The following is a 13,338-nucleotide window of genomic DNA, read 5'->3' as shown; positions in this document are numbered from 1 at the left end:
GATTGCGTCATGATTTCGTGTAATGCCCCGGAAAATGCCCTTGTGAAGGGCGTGTTGCCGGTGACCTAATATCTTGACCGGGAGAAACGTTCTCTCTCTGTTCTGGGCCTTGCCTCATTAACAACGATGGTCTGTGCGTCAACAGAAGCGCTGTTCAGTTCACGCATGGCATGTTCTGCCTCGCTGTCAACCGGCATTTCCACAAAGGCGAAGCCCCTGGAGCGGCCGCTATAACTATCGATAATTACTTTCGCGCTCCGCACGAGGCCAAATGGCGTAAACAGGGCTGTTAACTGTTGTTCTGTAGTCTGGCTGCTTAAATTGCCAACAAAAATGTTCATAAGAGTAAAACTTTAAAAGGTAAGAAATGCGGCAGCTGGAAAAGCGAAGACTGAGGAAGAAAAGAAGTAATCCAGACTAAGTCAGAAGAAGCCGAGGCAGGAGCCTGTGTAATTTGAATAAAGGTAGGTCTTTAAATCAACAAATGCGGGATTATTTTGAAATTCAGCATTCGGGGGTGATAACAGCCTCATACCACGGCTGTCATTATATTAAACCAGTCGCCCACCGGTGTCTGGTTCGCCGCCTGCCCCCGAAAATGAAAATCATTGGAACGGGGATCATACACATAGTCGCGGATCCATGCTTTTGCCCGCAAAGCAGTAGCCTCTATCGCATCCAGTATGTAATGCACTTCCCGGTCGGTCATCGTGGGATGTACGGACAACCGCACCCATCCCGGTTTGTGGGACATATCGCCGGACAGGATGGACTGCCGGATGGCGTGTGACCAGTCCTGGTCCACGTTCAGCAGCAGATGGCCATAGGTGCCGGCGCAGGAGCAGCCGCCGCGCAGCTGAATGCCGAACCGGTCATTCAGCAGCCGTACCATCAGGTGGTAATGTAGGCCCGGCACGATAAACGACACCACGCCCAGCCGTTGCACTGCCTGCGGCTCCAGCACCTGAAGCTGTGGTATCCTTGCCAGCCGCGGCAGAATGATGGATAACAGTTCTTCTTCCCGCTGCCGGATATTACAGACCTGCATAGCTTCCTTCAGCCGTATGCACATCGCCGCTTTGATGCCTTGCAGAAAGGGGGGAGTGCCACCGTCTTCCCGTTGTGCTATATCGGTGGTATAATCGTGTTCGCCCCAGGGGTTGGTATAGTCGACCGTGCCGCCGCCCGGCTGGTCGGGTGCAGCGTGGCGGTAAAGTTTCCGGTGAAAAAGCAGTACTCCCGGCGTTCCGGGGCCGCCCAGCAATTTGTGAGGAGAGAAATAAATGGCATCCAGGTCTGCGCCCGGTTCATCAGGATGCATATCGATATCACAATACGGCGCCGCGCAGGCGAAATCCACAAAGCACCAGCCGTGGTACCGGTGGACCAGCTTTGCGATGTTGTGATACGGTGTCCGGATACCTGTCACGTTAGAGGCGGCAGTCACCGCCGCTATCTTCACAGGCCGCTGCTTATACTGTTCCAGCAGCGCATGGAAGTGTTGCAGGTCCACCTGGCCGCTGGCGTCCCGTCCGATGATCTCCACGGTAGCCATTGTCTCCAGCCAGCTGATATGATTGCTGTGATGCTCCATATGGGTAACGAAGACGACCGGCCTCCGGCCTTCATCCCGGAAGGTGCTGTGCAGGTAGTCTGCCGCCCTGCCGGGTATCCGTAACCCCAGCAGTCTTTGCAGTTTGTTGACCGCACTGGTCATGCCGCTGCCGCAGAAAAGGAGCACGTCTTCCTTCGCCGCATGGACATGCGCTTTGATGATGTCTTTAGCCGTCTCATATGCTTCGGACATATACGTGCCGGTGACGGTGGTATGCGTGTGGGTATTGCCCACGAACGGCAGTACCTGTTGGCGGATAGTATCTTCAACAGGCCCGTAGGCACGCCCGCTGGCGGTCCAGTCGGCGTAGACGATCCGTTTTCTTCCGAATGGGGTAATGAAACGCTGCCGGTAGCCGACGATATGGCGGCGGTATGCGGCGAAATAGTCTTCCAGCCCGCTGTGGTGGGGCATTGCATAGGTGTGCATGACTATTTGGTTTTAGCAGGGTCCAGAGATTTAAACATGGCATGCGGCGCCCTGGCAAAATATGCTTGCAGAAAAAAAGATCCGGCAACAGGCAATGCGATGAACAGCGCCAGCACGGCCAGCTGCCCGGCAGATACTTTCTGGATGGCCTGCTTGTGCTGTGGCTCACATACTTCCCCGGGACAGTGCTGTACGGTTTTCTTAAAGAAAAGCGGATAAGCAAGGCAACCCAGGCAGATGCCGAAAGCGGCTTCAAAGAAGAGAAAACAAAGGCAGATAAAACAAACGGCAGCGGTGATGGGGCTGTAGGCATTAACGATCACGAAGAGATAAAACATAGTGGCAGACAACACAATGCCGATGCTCCAGGCAAACCGTTTCTGTGGCGCGCCCACATACTCCGGTACCTGCCGGCGCACAATCAGCCGCCCCAGGATAAGGGTTGGGGAATACCGGGGACTGATAAACACCCGTATCAGCAGGTCGATCAAAAAAAGACAGAGCACATATTTCAGCATCACGAAGTTGCCGTCGAAAACAATAAACATCAGTGAGGTATAGGTGGCGAGGAAGAGTATCCCTGCGGCGGCCCTGATCTCCCGTTCGTTCAGTACCGGAATATCGTAGCCCTCCACTTTTTCGCCGAATTGTATAAACTTGTTCATATTTGTTAAGGTTGATGATAAACGTTGGATTTTGATTGCCGGCAATGTAAAAGTAGGCACCGGAGCGGGCTGCCCGTACGCTGTGTCAACAGACGGCAGGTTTCAGTCAACAAACGGCAGGGCGCCGTCAAGCAGGGTGGATAATTAGGAGATAGGAAAATATTTATCGACATTTATCCTGTCAAATAACAAGATGAAAATACAATCCCGTATACGTCGCTATGAACTGTACCGGTGGCTGGTACCGGTTTTCCTGCTGTTAAACATCCTACAGGACCTGGTGGAAGGCGCCGGCGATTTTCCGTTGCGGGTAATAAATGAAATCTGGCTGGGCATCTTCGTATCTGTGATCAGCTACCGGCTGCTGGAACATACGCTGCCCAAACTGGGCCTGAAAAATGCCCTGTACAGCTTTTTTATCCTGCTGGCCTATGTGTTGGCCTATTCTGCCGGCCTGTTGTTGTGGAGCTATCTCGGCATTACCCTGCATATCTTCACTCCCCTGGGCAACCCGGTACCGATGCAGGACCGCCTGGGCATGCTCATTGGCTACAGCGTAGGGTCGTTGCTGTTCTTCGCGGTGGTCAGGCATCTGTATAATTACATCAGGCTGAAACAACACGCCCAGCAGCTGCGCATTGCCAGTCAGCAGGCGGAACTGAACTACCTGAAGTCCCAGACCAACCCGCATTTTCTCTTTAATACGCTGAATAACATCTATTCGCTGGCGCGCGATAAATCAGACCTCGCCCCGGAATCGATCCTGCGGTTGTCCAAGATGTTGCGGTATATGCTCTACGAAACCAGCGAACCTTATATCGCGGTAGAAAAAGACCTGAAGATTATCGATGACTACATCGCCCTGGAGAAGCTGCGTTATGACGATTCGCTGCGGATTAATTTCAACCACGACCTGGAAGACATGAAACAATCCCTGCCTCCCTTGTTGCTGATACCGCTGGTGGAAAATGCCTTTAAACACGGGGCCTCCGAAACGAGGGAGAACCCTTTCGTAGATATCCATCTTTCAATAAAAAACAGGCAATTGTTTTTTGTGGTGAAAAATTCTACCGGGGAACCGGCAGGGGAAGGTAATTTCAACCCGCAGATCGGCCTTTCCAACCTGCGGCGGCAGCTGGAACTGCTCTATTCCGATTATCAGCTCGATGTGACAAAGGGAGACTACGTTTTCACCGCTACCTTAAAAATCAACCTGGCAAGCCATGTCTAAAATCAAATGTATTGTCGTTGAAGATGAGCCGCTGGCCGCAAAAGTGCTGACCGATTACATCTCGCAGGTGCCTTTCCTCGAATTGCAGAAGGTGTGCAAAGACGCCTTGCAGGCATCTGAATTCCTGTTACAGCAGGACACCGATCTGATGTTCCTCGATATTCATCTGCCCAAACTGAAGGGCATGGCTTTCCTGAAAACCCTCGCCAACCCGCCGGCGGTGATCGTAACGACCGCCTATCATCAGTATGCGGTAGAAGGGTTTAACCTTAATGTAACGGACTACCTGCTGAAACCTTTTGAGTTCGAACGGTTCCTGACAGCGGTAAATAAAGTGAGGGCAGACCAGAAACGGACCGCAGCGGAAGAGCGGGATTATATTTTCGTGACCGTGCAGAAGCGCCGGGTCCGTATTCCGTTCTCGGACATACTGTACGTGGAAAGCCAGCGGGAGTATATCCGTATTGTGACCACCAGACAGGAACATGTTACAAAAATGAGCACCAACGAGATAGAAGAATTGTTGCCTTCCCGTACATTCCGGCGGGTACACCGTTCTTTCATCGTATCCGTCAATAAAATAGAGTCTTATACCGCTGAAGCGATTACGCTGCATGGCGTATCCATCCCTATAGGAAGAGGATATAAAGATGTGATAGACGACTTGTGAGGATGATCTACCGGTTTGCCGTGATAAATAATACACTTTTTACAGGTATTGGTACTGGTCGTAACTGTACCGTTTTTTGTATTGAATTAATCCGGCGATGTTTCCCCGTAAATATCGCCTGTTATTGATGACGTCAAACGTAGAAGCTATGCATTGCAGTCTCCGGCGGATAGTTATAATAGCGGGCCTCCTGCTGGCCGGCGTTTCCGGTGTTTCCGCCCAAAAAAATCCGGAATACATTTTCCCCACAGCAGCTTTTAATGAAGAGGACGTCGCCCGCCAGATGGAAGATGGTGGCGCCACAATTGACGGACTGGCCAAACTGAAAAAGAAAGGGAGGACTTACTTCCCCTGGAAGGGAGACCGTATCCAGTTGTATCCTGTTACGCCTTACCTGACGGAGTTCCTCGAGCTGCAAAAGAAATACCGAAAAGGCAAAAAAATCGCCAGTATGAGCAATACGGTATTCAGCTACCATATCGAAGGAAGGGTGCTCGACGAGGATGGCCATTTCCAGTTCAGGGATGTGAAACCCGGTAAATACTATATCGTTACCTGGATCGATTACGAGAAGAGTTACCAGTATAAGGTGCAAACAGGCAGGGAAACGGCCCGAAACGGTTATGGAGAAGTAGTATACTCCATACCCACCTATACCTGGTACACGCACAAGTACGCAGTGGAACAGGAAGTATCCGGCATTGTGGAAGTAACCGGCGACGGTAAAATGTCGGCTGTGATCTCCAACTAAAAAACACGTCATGAAAAAAGTCTTCATCCATCTCTCTATAGGCCTGCTTTTGACAGTTCACATGGTCACTGCCCAGAACGTCAAAATGCGGGATGAAAATTTTAAAAAGGCGCTCATCGAACAAGGCGTCGACCTGAACAATGACGGCGAAATCCAGGTGGCCGAAGCCCGGAAAGTCACCAGGCTGTATGTCAATAAATTCAACATCTCCAGCCTGGCAGGCATCCGCAGTTTCGTCAACCTGGAGGAATTCGGTTTTTACGACAACAACATCCGGGAGGCTGATCTGCAGGGCCTGTCTAAACTGCGGGCGGTATACGGTTACGGCAACCAGCTGCAGACCCTTAACGTAAATGGTTGTACGAATCTGCAAACGCTGTATGCGTCCAATAACAAACTTTCCGCTATCGACCTGAGCGGCCTGCCTAACCTCAAAGAACTCCAGCTGCATAATAACAACCTGAACGCAGTAGATGTCGGTGGCCATCCGCTGCTGGAAGAGTGCCAGCTGAACGACAATATGATGACGGCCTTCCGCTTCAAAGGTTCCATCGCTATTAAAAAGCTCCGGCTGGACAATAACTTGCTGGAAGAGCTGAACGCAACGCCGCTGAAAGACCTGGAGGAGTTGAGCGTTTATACCAACAGGAAAATGACAGTATTGAAGATATACGGTTTACGAAAATTAAAAGAGCTGAACGCCGACTTTTGTCCGTTGACCAATCTCAATATGAGTGGCACGGTTAACCTGACTAAATTCACCTGGTAATTTGCATTTAGGGATTTTTTGATGTACGATTTTTTGATTTGATTGCACTGTACATGCGCTACATCAAAAAATCGTACATCAAAAAATCTCTAAATGACTACGGTGGCTTCAAATTCTATGTTCAGCGTTTCAAAAAGCGCATTTACCTCCATCAGCGTTACGGCTGTCTGTACGCCATGTTTGGCAGCCCATTCCTTATACGGTTCGAAACAGGTATTGACAAACGTTTCGGAAGAAGTGGTGTAAACGGTCAGCCGAACGATACCGCTGCAGGCATAGCCGGCTTCGCGGATGACCTGCTCAAGGTTTTGCAGCGCCAGCTGCAGCTGTGTGGGCATGTCGGCATCGGACGAGGTGCCGTCCGGATGTACTGCTGCCTGGCCTGCGCAATAGAGCGTGCCGGTTACCTGTTTAACTTCCACCGCTTGTACATAACCGCGTTCGTCCTGCCATTTCCATGGGTTGGTGATTTTCTTTTCCATTTTGTGATCGTTTGATGTGGGGCACTGTATGCGTCCCGGTTAAAAAAGTATCCTGCAAAGGTGGCCAGGGCAGCTTTCTTTTTGTGTGACAAACCTCACAATTTTGAAAAGGAGGAACGAAGATCAGGGTGAAGGCCAAAGCCGGCTCAGTGTTTCACGCGACACGCCGAGATAGGAAGCCAGCAATGTTTTAGGCACCCGCTGTAGTAATGCGGGGTAGCGCTGTAGTAATTGTTCGTAACGTTCTTTAGCGTTCGAAGTCAGGAAAGACAGGATGCGCCTTTGCGAGCCGATATGGCCGGCGTTGGCTTTCTGCAGGAAAAAGTGTTCCATTTTGGGAAGTCCGCTGCATAGCTTCCGGTAGTTTTCCAATGTAAGGCAGTATAGGGCTGTATCTTCGAGGCATTGGAGGGACATGCCTGCGGCAGTTTGAGAAAAATATGCCTGGTAGTCGCTTTCCCACCAGTCTTCCATCGCAAAGGAAACGATATGTTGTTTCCCTGCATCATCATGATAGATGAGGGTTAAAAGCCCTGATACAACAAAATAGGAATACCGGACGCTTTCGCCCGTCTGGAAAAGAAAAGTTTTCTTTTTGGCCTGCTTAACGGTGAAGTGGGAGAGCACAAAGGCGAATTCTTCGTCCGTCAGGGAAACGATTTTTTCAATATGTTGTCTCAGCTTTTCCTGCATGTACCGGGAGATAGATGAGCCATAAAGATAAAAAATCTCCGACGGAAGGGAAGAATGTGGTATTCCGGGGCAATGGAGGCATTGCCCCGGAAATGGCCCATCCTTTATTCCTTCCACCAGTTGTAATAATTGTGTTCGTTGTCCACTTCGAATCCTGTTCTGGGGTATAACTGGTTGCCAATCACGTTGGTCTTTTCTGTTTCCAGCAGCAGGCCACAGGCGCCGGTTTCATCGCAGAAAGCTTTGCAGCGGTCGATAATGGCTACGGAGATGCCTCGGCCTCTGTAGTCCGGGTTGACAAACAGGTCGCTCAACAGCCACTGGCGCTGGAGCTTTTTGTAGTGAAACAGGGAATAGAGCTGCGCAAACCCAACAGCTTTGCCATCCACGATGGCCAGAAAGGTATCGGATTCACCATTGCTGATCCGCTCTTTTAAAAACGCTTTTCCTTTTTCGGGGTCTGAAGGCTGACGGTAAAAGATGCGATAACTGTTGAATAATTCCGCGAATTCATCGAGATGTTCCATCCCGGCTTTAACAATTTGTACCATTGCTTATGATTTAGTGTTTGAGTTATCTGTCATTCTACCTTACGTTCACCGACTCGTTCCAGTAGTAGCTGTCGGGGGTGGGTCTTTGTCCGAATACGGCGGTGCCGACACGAACGATGGTGGCGCCTTCTTCGATGGCGGTTTCCATATCTCCGCTCATGCCCATGGAAAGCTCGTCCATGGCCACGCCGGGAATGGCGGCCGCGATGATCTGCTGTTGCAGTGACCTGAGCAGCTGAAAGCACTGGCGGACTTTCTCTGTTTCCGTGCTCAGCAGCCCGATCGTCATCAGTCCTTTTATCTGCAGGGTGTCCAGGCGGGATACCTGTTTAACCAGTTGCAGGGCGCCTTCCGGCGCCACGCCAAATTTGCTTTCTTCACCCGAAGTGTTTACCTGTATCAGCACGGTCATCTTTTTCCCTTCCAGCTGCAGGCGCTGATGCAGTTTCTCCGCGAGGTCAGCGCGGTCCAGCGATTGCAGGCAGGTAACACTATATTTCAGGAGATCTTTGATTTTGTTGGTTTGCAGATGACCGATGAAATGATTTTCATGGGGGACTGCTTCCAGGGCGTCGTATTTCTCTTTCAGTTCCTGGACCTTGTTTTCTGCAATGAGCGTGTATCCTGCTTCCAGCGCCGTTTTGATGCGGTTGGCCGGAACGGTTTTGGTGGCCAGCAGGAGCTTTACGCTGTCAGCATTTCGCTGGCTGCGGGTGCAGGCCTGTTGTATCCTGGCGTTGATTTGTTGAAGACGGTCTAAAATTTCGGCGCTCATACGTCCACATTTTTTGTTGTTGACTCCAGCCGGGCTATCAGTGCAGCTTTTACCTGTGTGAAAACATCGTCTTTGGCTTCGGCGAAAGAGATGCCTGTTTTGCGTTCGATATGCCGCATATGCTCCGGAAAGCGGGCCAGCAGGGTGTCATAGTAAGTATTTAGTTCCGCTGTGGAAGGCATTTCAAAGGGTATGTTGAGCTGAAACCTCCTGAGCAGCGCTTTGTCAATGATGTCTACGTGGTTGGTAGCGCACAGCAGCAGGGCTTTTTCGGGGAAATAGTCCATCAATTGTATCAGTGTATTGACAAGGCGTCTCATTTCTCCCACGTCACGGTCATCGTTGCCGCGGGCCTTGCCGATCTGGTCAAATTCATCGAGGAACAAAACAGCTTTGTCGCGGGCGGCTTTATCGAAGACGGATTTGATGTTTTGGGAGGTTTCCCCGATGCGGGCACAGATGATATTGCTAAGGTTCAGGATAAACAGCGGTTTGCCCAGTGCCTGCGCAATAGCTTTGGCGGTGGTGGTTTTACCGCAGCCGGAAGCGCCATGCAGCAATATTTTATTGTTGACCGGGAGCCCGTATTGCTGTAATTCTTCTGCGTAGTAGTGTTCCTTTATCAGCTGTTCGATGGCTTTCCGCTTCTCTTCGTGGAGAAACACTTCTTCCAGGCGGGTGGCTTCTTTATCTGTGATAATAAGATCGTAAATATTCATGGCGGCTCGCTCGTGTTTTGTTACACAAAGGTACCGGCTTGCTGGTGGATGAAGGTGGTCCAGATTCTATAAAAACGGGTGGTCCAGTTTGAGAAAAGGGATTAACTTAGACACCATAAAAATTCCCCCATGAGCCATACTTCCCGCATCATCGCATCCTGGCATGCTAATGCAGACCAGTGGATTGCCACCATCGATCACGCTGAAATCGCTTCGCGCACGCTGGCCACCAACGAGGCCATTGTGAGCACGGTGATGGCATATCCTTTAACCTCCATCCTGGACATCGGGTGCGGGGAGGGGTGGCTGACCCGTGCGCTGCAGGAGCGGGGGCTGAAAGCTTTCGGTGTGGATGCGGTGGCGGCGCTGATTGACAATGCAAGGCAAAAAGGGGGCGGTACGTACGAAGTCGCCGGTTTCCGCGACATAGCCAGCGGGGTTTATGCGGTAGCGGAGACGTTCACGGCGGCGGTCATTAATTTCGCGCTGCTGGACCAGGAGGATACGGAAGCTTTGCTAAAGAATATCCGGCGGGTGGTGGCTACCGGCGGATGGGTGTTTATTCAAACCCTGCATCCGCTGGTGATAGCAGGCCAGGAGCCTTATGTGTCCGGGTGGAAGGAAGGCAGCTGGAACGGCATGAAACGGGCGTTCGTACAGCCGTACCAGTGGTATTTCAGGACGCTGGAAGACTGGTTCCGGCTGTTTGCCGAAGCAGGACTGGCAGTTAAGCAGGTGAAAGAACCGGTGCATCCTGAAACGAAAGCGCCGGTATCGGTGATATTCGTGTTGCAGGTAATGAACTAGAAGAAGATATTGTCCCGCTTGCAATGCCAGCCGGGATCCATGGTGGTGCCGACGCAGGAGCCCATGTAGTAGATGTTGCCCACGATGGGGCTATAGGTAACATTTCCGTTTTTATCGACGATTTTAGTAACCTTCGCGGTGATGCCGCTGTTGAGGACCACTATTGTTTCGTCGCTCTTGTTACACTTGGGGCAGATGGTTTTTCCGGATGCGTCCAGCTGCCCGGGCGCAGGAAGGATAAGCGTAATCCGGGTGGTGTCGGCGGCGCCTGTCAGATCGATGGTCTTCAGGTAGGCGTTGGCGCTGATGCCCAGGCTGCTGTACAGCACATCCACCTGTTGAGGTGCACTCCCGGAAAACGAGTAGGTAAAATTTCCCAGGCTGTCGGTATATGTTTTGCCGATCACTTTCCCTTTGTCTTTCAGTAACAGCTGGAGCGCGGCAGTGGTGTATTTCTTCGGCTCGCCCGTAGTGACGCTGCCGGTAATAACTTTCTTGCCGGGAGGCGTGGGCAGTAGCAGGAGTGTTAACAAAAGCTGGTAGATCATATGTCAAATTAATACGTCAAATATACCGAAATAAATTTTTCGTATCTTCGTCGGATGCTGGATATTGTAATTGCGTAGTTGCCGGCGCCCCGCCGGTAATTACATACGCCCCGGGCAATGCCCGTTTTAGATAAAATATTATTTATACACACCTGTATCAGTGTGGCCGCTCAAGCTATGCCATACAGGAAAACTATTATCCGGCAATGAATACAAACAATTATATTATCAGAAAAGAAAAACAATCCGATATCCCGCAAATCCATGCTGTCACAAAAGCGGCGTTCCTCGTAGCGGAACATGCCAGCGGCACCGAACAACTGATCATCCGGGCGCTGAGGGACAGTGGCCGGTTAACGTTGTCGCTGGTTGCCGAAGAACGCGGCATGATCATTGGTCACGTGGCCATTTCGCCGGTGGCGATATCTTCCGGGGACGACGGATGGTATGGGCTTGGACCGGTATCCGTGATGCCGGACCGGCAGGGCACCGGCGTAGGGTCGGCGCTGATCTGCGCCGCGTTGGATGAACTGCGGCAACTGCCAGCCAGGGGCTGTGTGGTGTTAGGCGAACCGGCCTATTACGGCAGGTTCGGATTTGAGGCAGATGCGCGGTTGCTGTATACAGAAGCCCCGCCGGAGTATTTCCAGGTGCAGGCTTTTGAGGGGACGATACCCACAGGGACGGTGCAGTATGACGCATCGTTTTACGTAACGGAATAATATACGTAACGGAACAATAAAGGAGGCTGTCTCAAAGTATGGGGCAGCCTCTTTCTTTTCCGGTACCTGGTGGAGACGAGTAGCTTCTGTTGTTTTGGAGCCCTCTCTTTTCGTTTAAAGATTCTTTCTACAATGCAGATACCATGCGTACCAGTAGTAGAACTTAGTAGCGGAAACCTGATTCGTTCACCAAAATATTTTCTTATGACATTTCAGCATCTTTCAGCATTGAGAAGTTACCCCAATCCGATTCCAAACGAGGTATACCACTTGTTGGGCTATCACACTCCCGGAGATGGTGGCGGAGGAGATTTTTACTGGGACAGTGCCGCCACCGGGGGAGATAACACCGGCATGGTGTTCCAGTCAACTCAATCTTCTACCGGACGTTGGAAAAGGCTTTACAGTGATCCGGTTAATGCCAGATGGTTTGGCGCAAAAGGGGATGGTACCACAGACGACACCCTGGCGCTGCAGGCAGCCCTGAATTTTGTGGCCAACAGCGGCAAAAGCCGCACATTGTTGATCCCGGATGGTGTATACAACATTACATCCCAGTTATTTGTGCTTGACCAGACACATATTACCGGATCTGTCAATTACAAAACCATCATCAAAAAAACAACAAATACAGCCGCTAACTACCCCTCTCCCAGGCCGGAAGATATGTACAATGTAGATGCTATTATGTGTATTGTTCAGCCTTCCTATGGTCTTTATGCCTATCAGAATAATATAGAAAACATCCGGTTAAAAGGTGAGGCTCCCAATAAAAACCAGTACGGCTTATATTATCCCCGGACCAATCACACCCGTTTGACAAAAGTTGAGGTCGAAAATTGTATTAACGGGTTTTATACAAAGGACAGCTGGCAATGCGAGCATATTGCTTTGGTGGCAGCCCGCTGTGATCATGGGTTTGTATTTGCCCCCACCACCCCGCAAAGCGGTGCCGGCACTTCCTGCACCTTTGTACGTTGCTGGGCGTCCGGGTGCCGGCTGAGCGGATATAACATCAGGAATCTTTATTACACCTCATTCTCAGACTGTGCCTGTGATAAACTGAATAACAATTCCTATTCTACTGATGGAATAATCCCGACTGCCTATTCTTTTGAAGGATGCGATGGTATCACCATGATGAGCTGCGGGGTGGAATCCGGTATCTGCCAGGCCATCCATCTGAAAGATACAAAGGCATTCAGCCTGACAGGCTCATTTCATTCATTCCCGCCTATATCTACTGTTTTTAATGACACAACCGCAGGGCTGTTAAAATTCGAAAACTCGGTAGCTGCCTTCAGTGGGTATCTGCTGTATACTGAATCGTTGCAAGGCACCAATATGTCAAATATTTATGCCACGACTTCTCAGGTCAGCTTTACCAACAGCATTTATTCCCTGCCATACGGAAAAACATTTGTCGACAATGATTCCACAATAATTGATCTGGGCGGTACATCGTCGCATCTTTACAATCCAACTACAACCCCGGTAGTCAACATGACAGCTGCCGTTATCAGCAAGCATATACGGGTACCGGACCTGGGCGCCAAAGGACTGGCATATATCAGCATGCCGGCGAAGGCCGTTATCAGGGGTATTCGTTTCAGTGCATTGAATACTACCAATACCAGTAGCTTCAAAATAATGGTGGGGTATAATGCCACAGATAAAAATTCCTACTATGGCGTAGTTAACTGGCCTTTCCCTACGGATCAATACGTTCAATTGACTGTATCACCCGGTAAATCCAGGAAACCGGCTGCCTTATCCAACGGAGAAGGATGGGTGCTTTTTGTGAGCACTGATCCGTCGCAGCTTGCTGCGGGCGCCGGCCTGGTGTTTGAAGTGGAATATGTGATTGAAAATTAATCCGATACATTAAATCACGGTCAGCAAGCGTTAGAG

General features: G+C 50.6%; 16 protein-coding genes. 7 read left to right on the top strand and 9 right to left on the bottom strand.

Features of this window, described 5'->3' with window-relative positions; translation table 11 throughout:
• Positions 1-65: 65 nt before the first annotated feature.
• The 3 genes from HF324_RS23275 to HF324_RS23265 form a co-directional block, all read right to left on the bottom strand.
• Entirely contained in the window at positions 66-341 is a 276-nt protein-coding gene (locus HF324_RS23275) for an RNA recognition motif domain-containing protein (RefSeq protein WP_168804806.1), read from the bottom strand.
• A gap of 188 nt (positions 342-529) precedes the next feature.
• Positions 530-2,044: an aminotransferase class V-fold PLP-dependent enzyme gene (locus HF324_RS23270; protein ID WP_220101226.1), complete on the bottom strand. Its 1,515-nt coding sequence runs from the start codon at positions 2,042-2,044 to the stop codon at positions 530-532.
• Positions 2,045-2,046: 2 nt separating this feature from the next.
• The gene (locus tag HF324_RS23265; RefSeq protein ID WP_168860937.1) at positions 2,047-2,709 is read right to left on the bottom strand and encodes a DUF4395 domain-containing protein; all 663 of its coding nucleotides are present in this window, start codon (positions 2,707-2,709) and stop codon (positions 2,047-2,049) included.
• A gap of 193 nt (positions 2,710-2,902) precedes the next feature.
• On the opposite strand from HF324_RS23265, the gene HF324_RS23260 reads away from it, so the two are divergent.
• From HF324_RS23260 to HF324_RS23245, 4 genes are all read left to right on the top strand, one after another.
• Positions 2,903-3,940, top strand: a complete 1,038-nt coding sequence (locus HF324_RS23260; protein WP_168860936.1) for a sensor histidine kinase — start codon at positions 2,903-2,905, stop codon at positions 3,938-3,940.
• Complete coding sequence (locus HF324_RS23255) at positions 3,933-4,610, top strand: LytR/AlgR family response regulator transcription factor (RefSeq protein ID WP_168804798.1); 678 nt, start codon at positions 3,933-3,935, stop codon at positions 4,608-4,610. The genes HF324_RS23260 and HF324_RS23255 overlap by 8 nt, the downstream gene beginning before the upstream one ends.
• A 127-nt stretch (positions 4,611-4,737) precedes the next feature.
• Positions 4,738-5,361: a hypothetical protein gene (locus tag HF324_RS23250; RefSeq protein WP_168804796.1), complete on the top strand. Its 624-nt coding sequence runs from the start codon at positions 4,738-4,740 to the stop codon at positions 5,359-5,361.
• 10 nt (positions 5,362-5,371) lie between these two features.
• Entirely contained in the window at positions 5,372-6,130 is a 759-nt protein-coding gene (locus HF324_RS23245) for a leucine-rich repeat domain-containing protein (RefSeq protein ID WP_168860935.1), read from the top strand.
• Positions 6,131-6,219: 89 nt separating this feature from the next.
• Here HF324_RS23245 and HF324_RS23240 read toward each other — a convergent pair whose 3' ends face one another.
• The 5 genes from HF324_RS23240 to HF324_RS23220 all read right to left on the bottom strand — a co-directional run bounded on the left by HF324_RS23240 (position 6,220) and on the right by HF324_RS23220 (position 9,350).
• On the bottom strand, positions 6,220-6,612 hold the full coding sequence (locus HF324_RS23240; protein WP_168804792.1) for a RidA family protein: 393 nt from the start codon (positions 6,610-6,612) through the stop codon (positions 6,220-6,222).
• Between the two features lie 123 nt (positions 6,613-6,735).
• Complete coding sequence (locus HF324_RS23235; RefSeq protein WP_168804790.1) at positions 6,736-7,305, bottom strand: Crp/Fnr family transcriptional regulator; 570 nt, start codon at positions 7,303-7,305, stop codon at positions 6,736-6,738.
• Between the two features lie 104 nt (positions 7,306-7,409).
• Positions 7,410-7,856 carry a GNAT family N-acetyltransferase gene (locus HF324_RS23230; protein ID WP_168804788.1) on the bottom strand — a complete coding sequence of 149 codons (447 nt, stop codon included), beginning with the start codon at positions 7,854-7,856 and terminating at the stop codon, positions 7,410-7,412.
• A 34-nt stretch (positions 7,857-7,890) separates the two neighbouring features.
• Positions 7,891-8,631, bottom strand: coding sequence for a YggS family pyridoxal phosphate-dependent enzyme (locus HF324_RS23225; protein ID WP_168804786.1), 741 nt, complete (start codon positions 8,629-8,631; stop codon positions 7,891-7,893).
• A complete protein-coding gene (locus HF324_RS23220; RefSeq protein ID WP_168804784.1) occupies positions 8,628-9,350 on the bottom strand; it encodes an AAA family ATPase in 723 nt (240 codons plus the stop codon). Before HF324_RS23220 ends, HF324_RS23225 begins: the two co-directional genes overlap by 4 nt.
• A gap of 129 nt (positions 9,351-9,479) precedes the next feature.
• Here HF324_RS23220 and HF324_RS23215 point away from each other — a divergent pair, with 129 nt between their 5' ends.
• Entirely contained in the window at positions 9,480-10,157 is a 678-nt protein-coding gene (locus HF324_RS23215; RefSeq protein ID WP_168804782.1) for a class I SAM-dependent methyltransferase, read from the top strand.
• Here the strand turns inward: HF324_RS23215 and HF324_RS23210 are convergent.
• Positions 10,154-10,705: a hypothetical protein gene (locus HF324_RS23210; protein WP_168804780.1), complete on the bottom strand. Its 552-nt coding sequence runs from the start codon at positions 10,703-10,705 to the stop codon at positions 10,154-10,156. The genes HF324_RS23215 and HF324_RS23210 overlap by 4 nt on opposite strands.
• 206 nt (positions 10,706-10,911) lie before the next feature.
• On the opposite strand from HF324_RS23210, the gene HF324_RS23205 reads away from it, so the two are divergent.
• Entirely contained in the window at positions 10,912-11,427 is a 516-nt protein-coding gene (locus HF324_RS23205; protein WP_168804778.1) for a GNAT family N-acetyltransferase, read from the top strand.
• A 204-nt stretch (positions 11,428-11,631) separates the two neighbouring features.
• Positions 11,632-13,302: a putative phage tail protein gene (locus tag HF324_RS23200; RefSeq protein ID WP_168860934.1), complete on the top strand. Its 1,671-nt coding sequence runs from the start codon at positions 11,632-11,634 to the stop codon at positions 13,300-13,302.
• Positions 13,303-13,338 lie beyond the last annotated feature (36 nt).

Origin of the sequence: Chitinophaga oryzae (genome assembly GCF_012516375.2) — a bacterium.
Lineage (GTDB): Bacteria > Bacteroidota > Bacteroidia > Chitinophagales > Chitinophagaceae > Chitinophaga > Chitinophaga oryzae.
Note: the sequence above shows the minus strand (reverse complement) of the source record. Positions and strands in the feature narration are given on the sequence as shown.

Excerpts from the sequence above, each read along its gene's own strand:
- HF324_RS23270 (WP_220101226.1), bottom strand. The coding sequence starts at position 2,044 with ATGCACACCTATGCAATGCCCCACCACAGCGGGCTGGAAGACTATTTC.
- HF324_RS23240 (WP_168804792.1), bottom strand. The coding sequence starts at position 6,612 with ATGGAAAAGAAAATCACCAACCCATGGAAATGGCAGGACGAACGCGGT.
- HF324_RS23215 (WP_168804782.1), top strand. The coding sequence starts at position 9,480 with ATGAGCCATACTTCCCGCATCATCGCATCCTGGCATGCTAATGCAGAC.
- HF324_RS23245 (WP_168860935.1), top strand. The coding sequence starts at position 5,372 with ATGAAAAAAGTCTTCATCCATCTCTCTATAGGCCTGCTTTTGACAGTT.
- HF324_RS23260 (WP_168860936.1), top strand. The coding sequence starts at position 2,903 with ATGAAAATACAATCCCGTATACGTCGCTATGAACTGTACCGGTGGCTG.
- HF324_RS23255 (WP_168804798.1), top strand. The coding sequence starts at position 3,933 with ATGTCTAAAATCAAATGTATTGTCGTTGAAGATGAGCCGCTGGCCGCA.
- HF324_RS23220 (WP_168804784.1), bottom strand. The coding sequence starts at position 9,350 with ATGAATATTTACGATCTTATTATCACAGATAAAGAAGCCACCCGCCTG.
- HF324_RS23230 (WP_168804788.1), bottom strand. The coding sequence starts at position 7,856 with ATGGTACAAATTGTTAAAGCCGGGATGGAACATCTCGATGAATTCGCG.
- HF324_RS23265 (WP_168860937.1), bottom strand. The coding sequence starts at position 2,709 with ATGAACAAGTTTATACAATTCGGCGAAAAAGTGGAGGGCTACGATATT.
- HF324_RS23205 (WP_168804778.1), top strand. The coding sequence starts at position 10,912 with ATGAATACAAACAATTATATTATCAGAAAAGAAAAACAATCCGATATC.
- HF324_RS23235 (WP_168804790.1), bottom strand. The coding sequence starts at position 7,305 with ATGCAGGAAAAGCTGAGACAACATATTGAAAAAATCGTTTCCCTGACG.
- HF324_RS23250 (WP_168804796.1), top strand. The coding sequence starts at position 4,738 with ATGACGTCAAACGTAGAAGCTATGCATTGCAGTCTCCGGCGGATAGTT.
- HF324_RS23225 (WP_168804786.1), bottom strand. The coding sequence starts at position 8,631 with ATGAGCGCCGAAATTTTAGACCGTCTTCAACAAATCAACGCCAGGATA.
- HF324_RS23200 (WP_168860934.1), top strand. The coding sequence starts at position 11,632 with ATGACATTTCAGCATCTTTCAGCATTGAGAAGTTACCCCAATCCGATT.
- HF324_RS23275 (WP_168804806.1), bottom strand. The coding sequence starts at position 341 with ATGAACATTTTTGTTGGCAATTTAAGCAGCCAGACTACAGAACAACAG.
- HF324_RS23210 (WP_168804780.1), bottom strand. The coding sequence starts at position 10,705 with ATGATCTACCAGCTTTTGTTAACACTCCTGCTACTGCCCACGCCTCCC.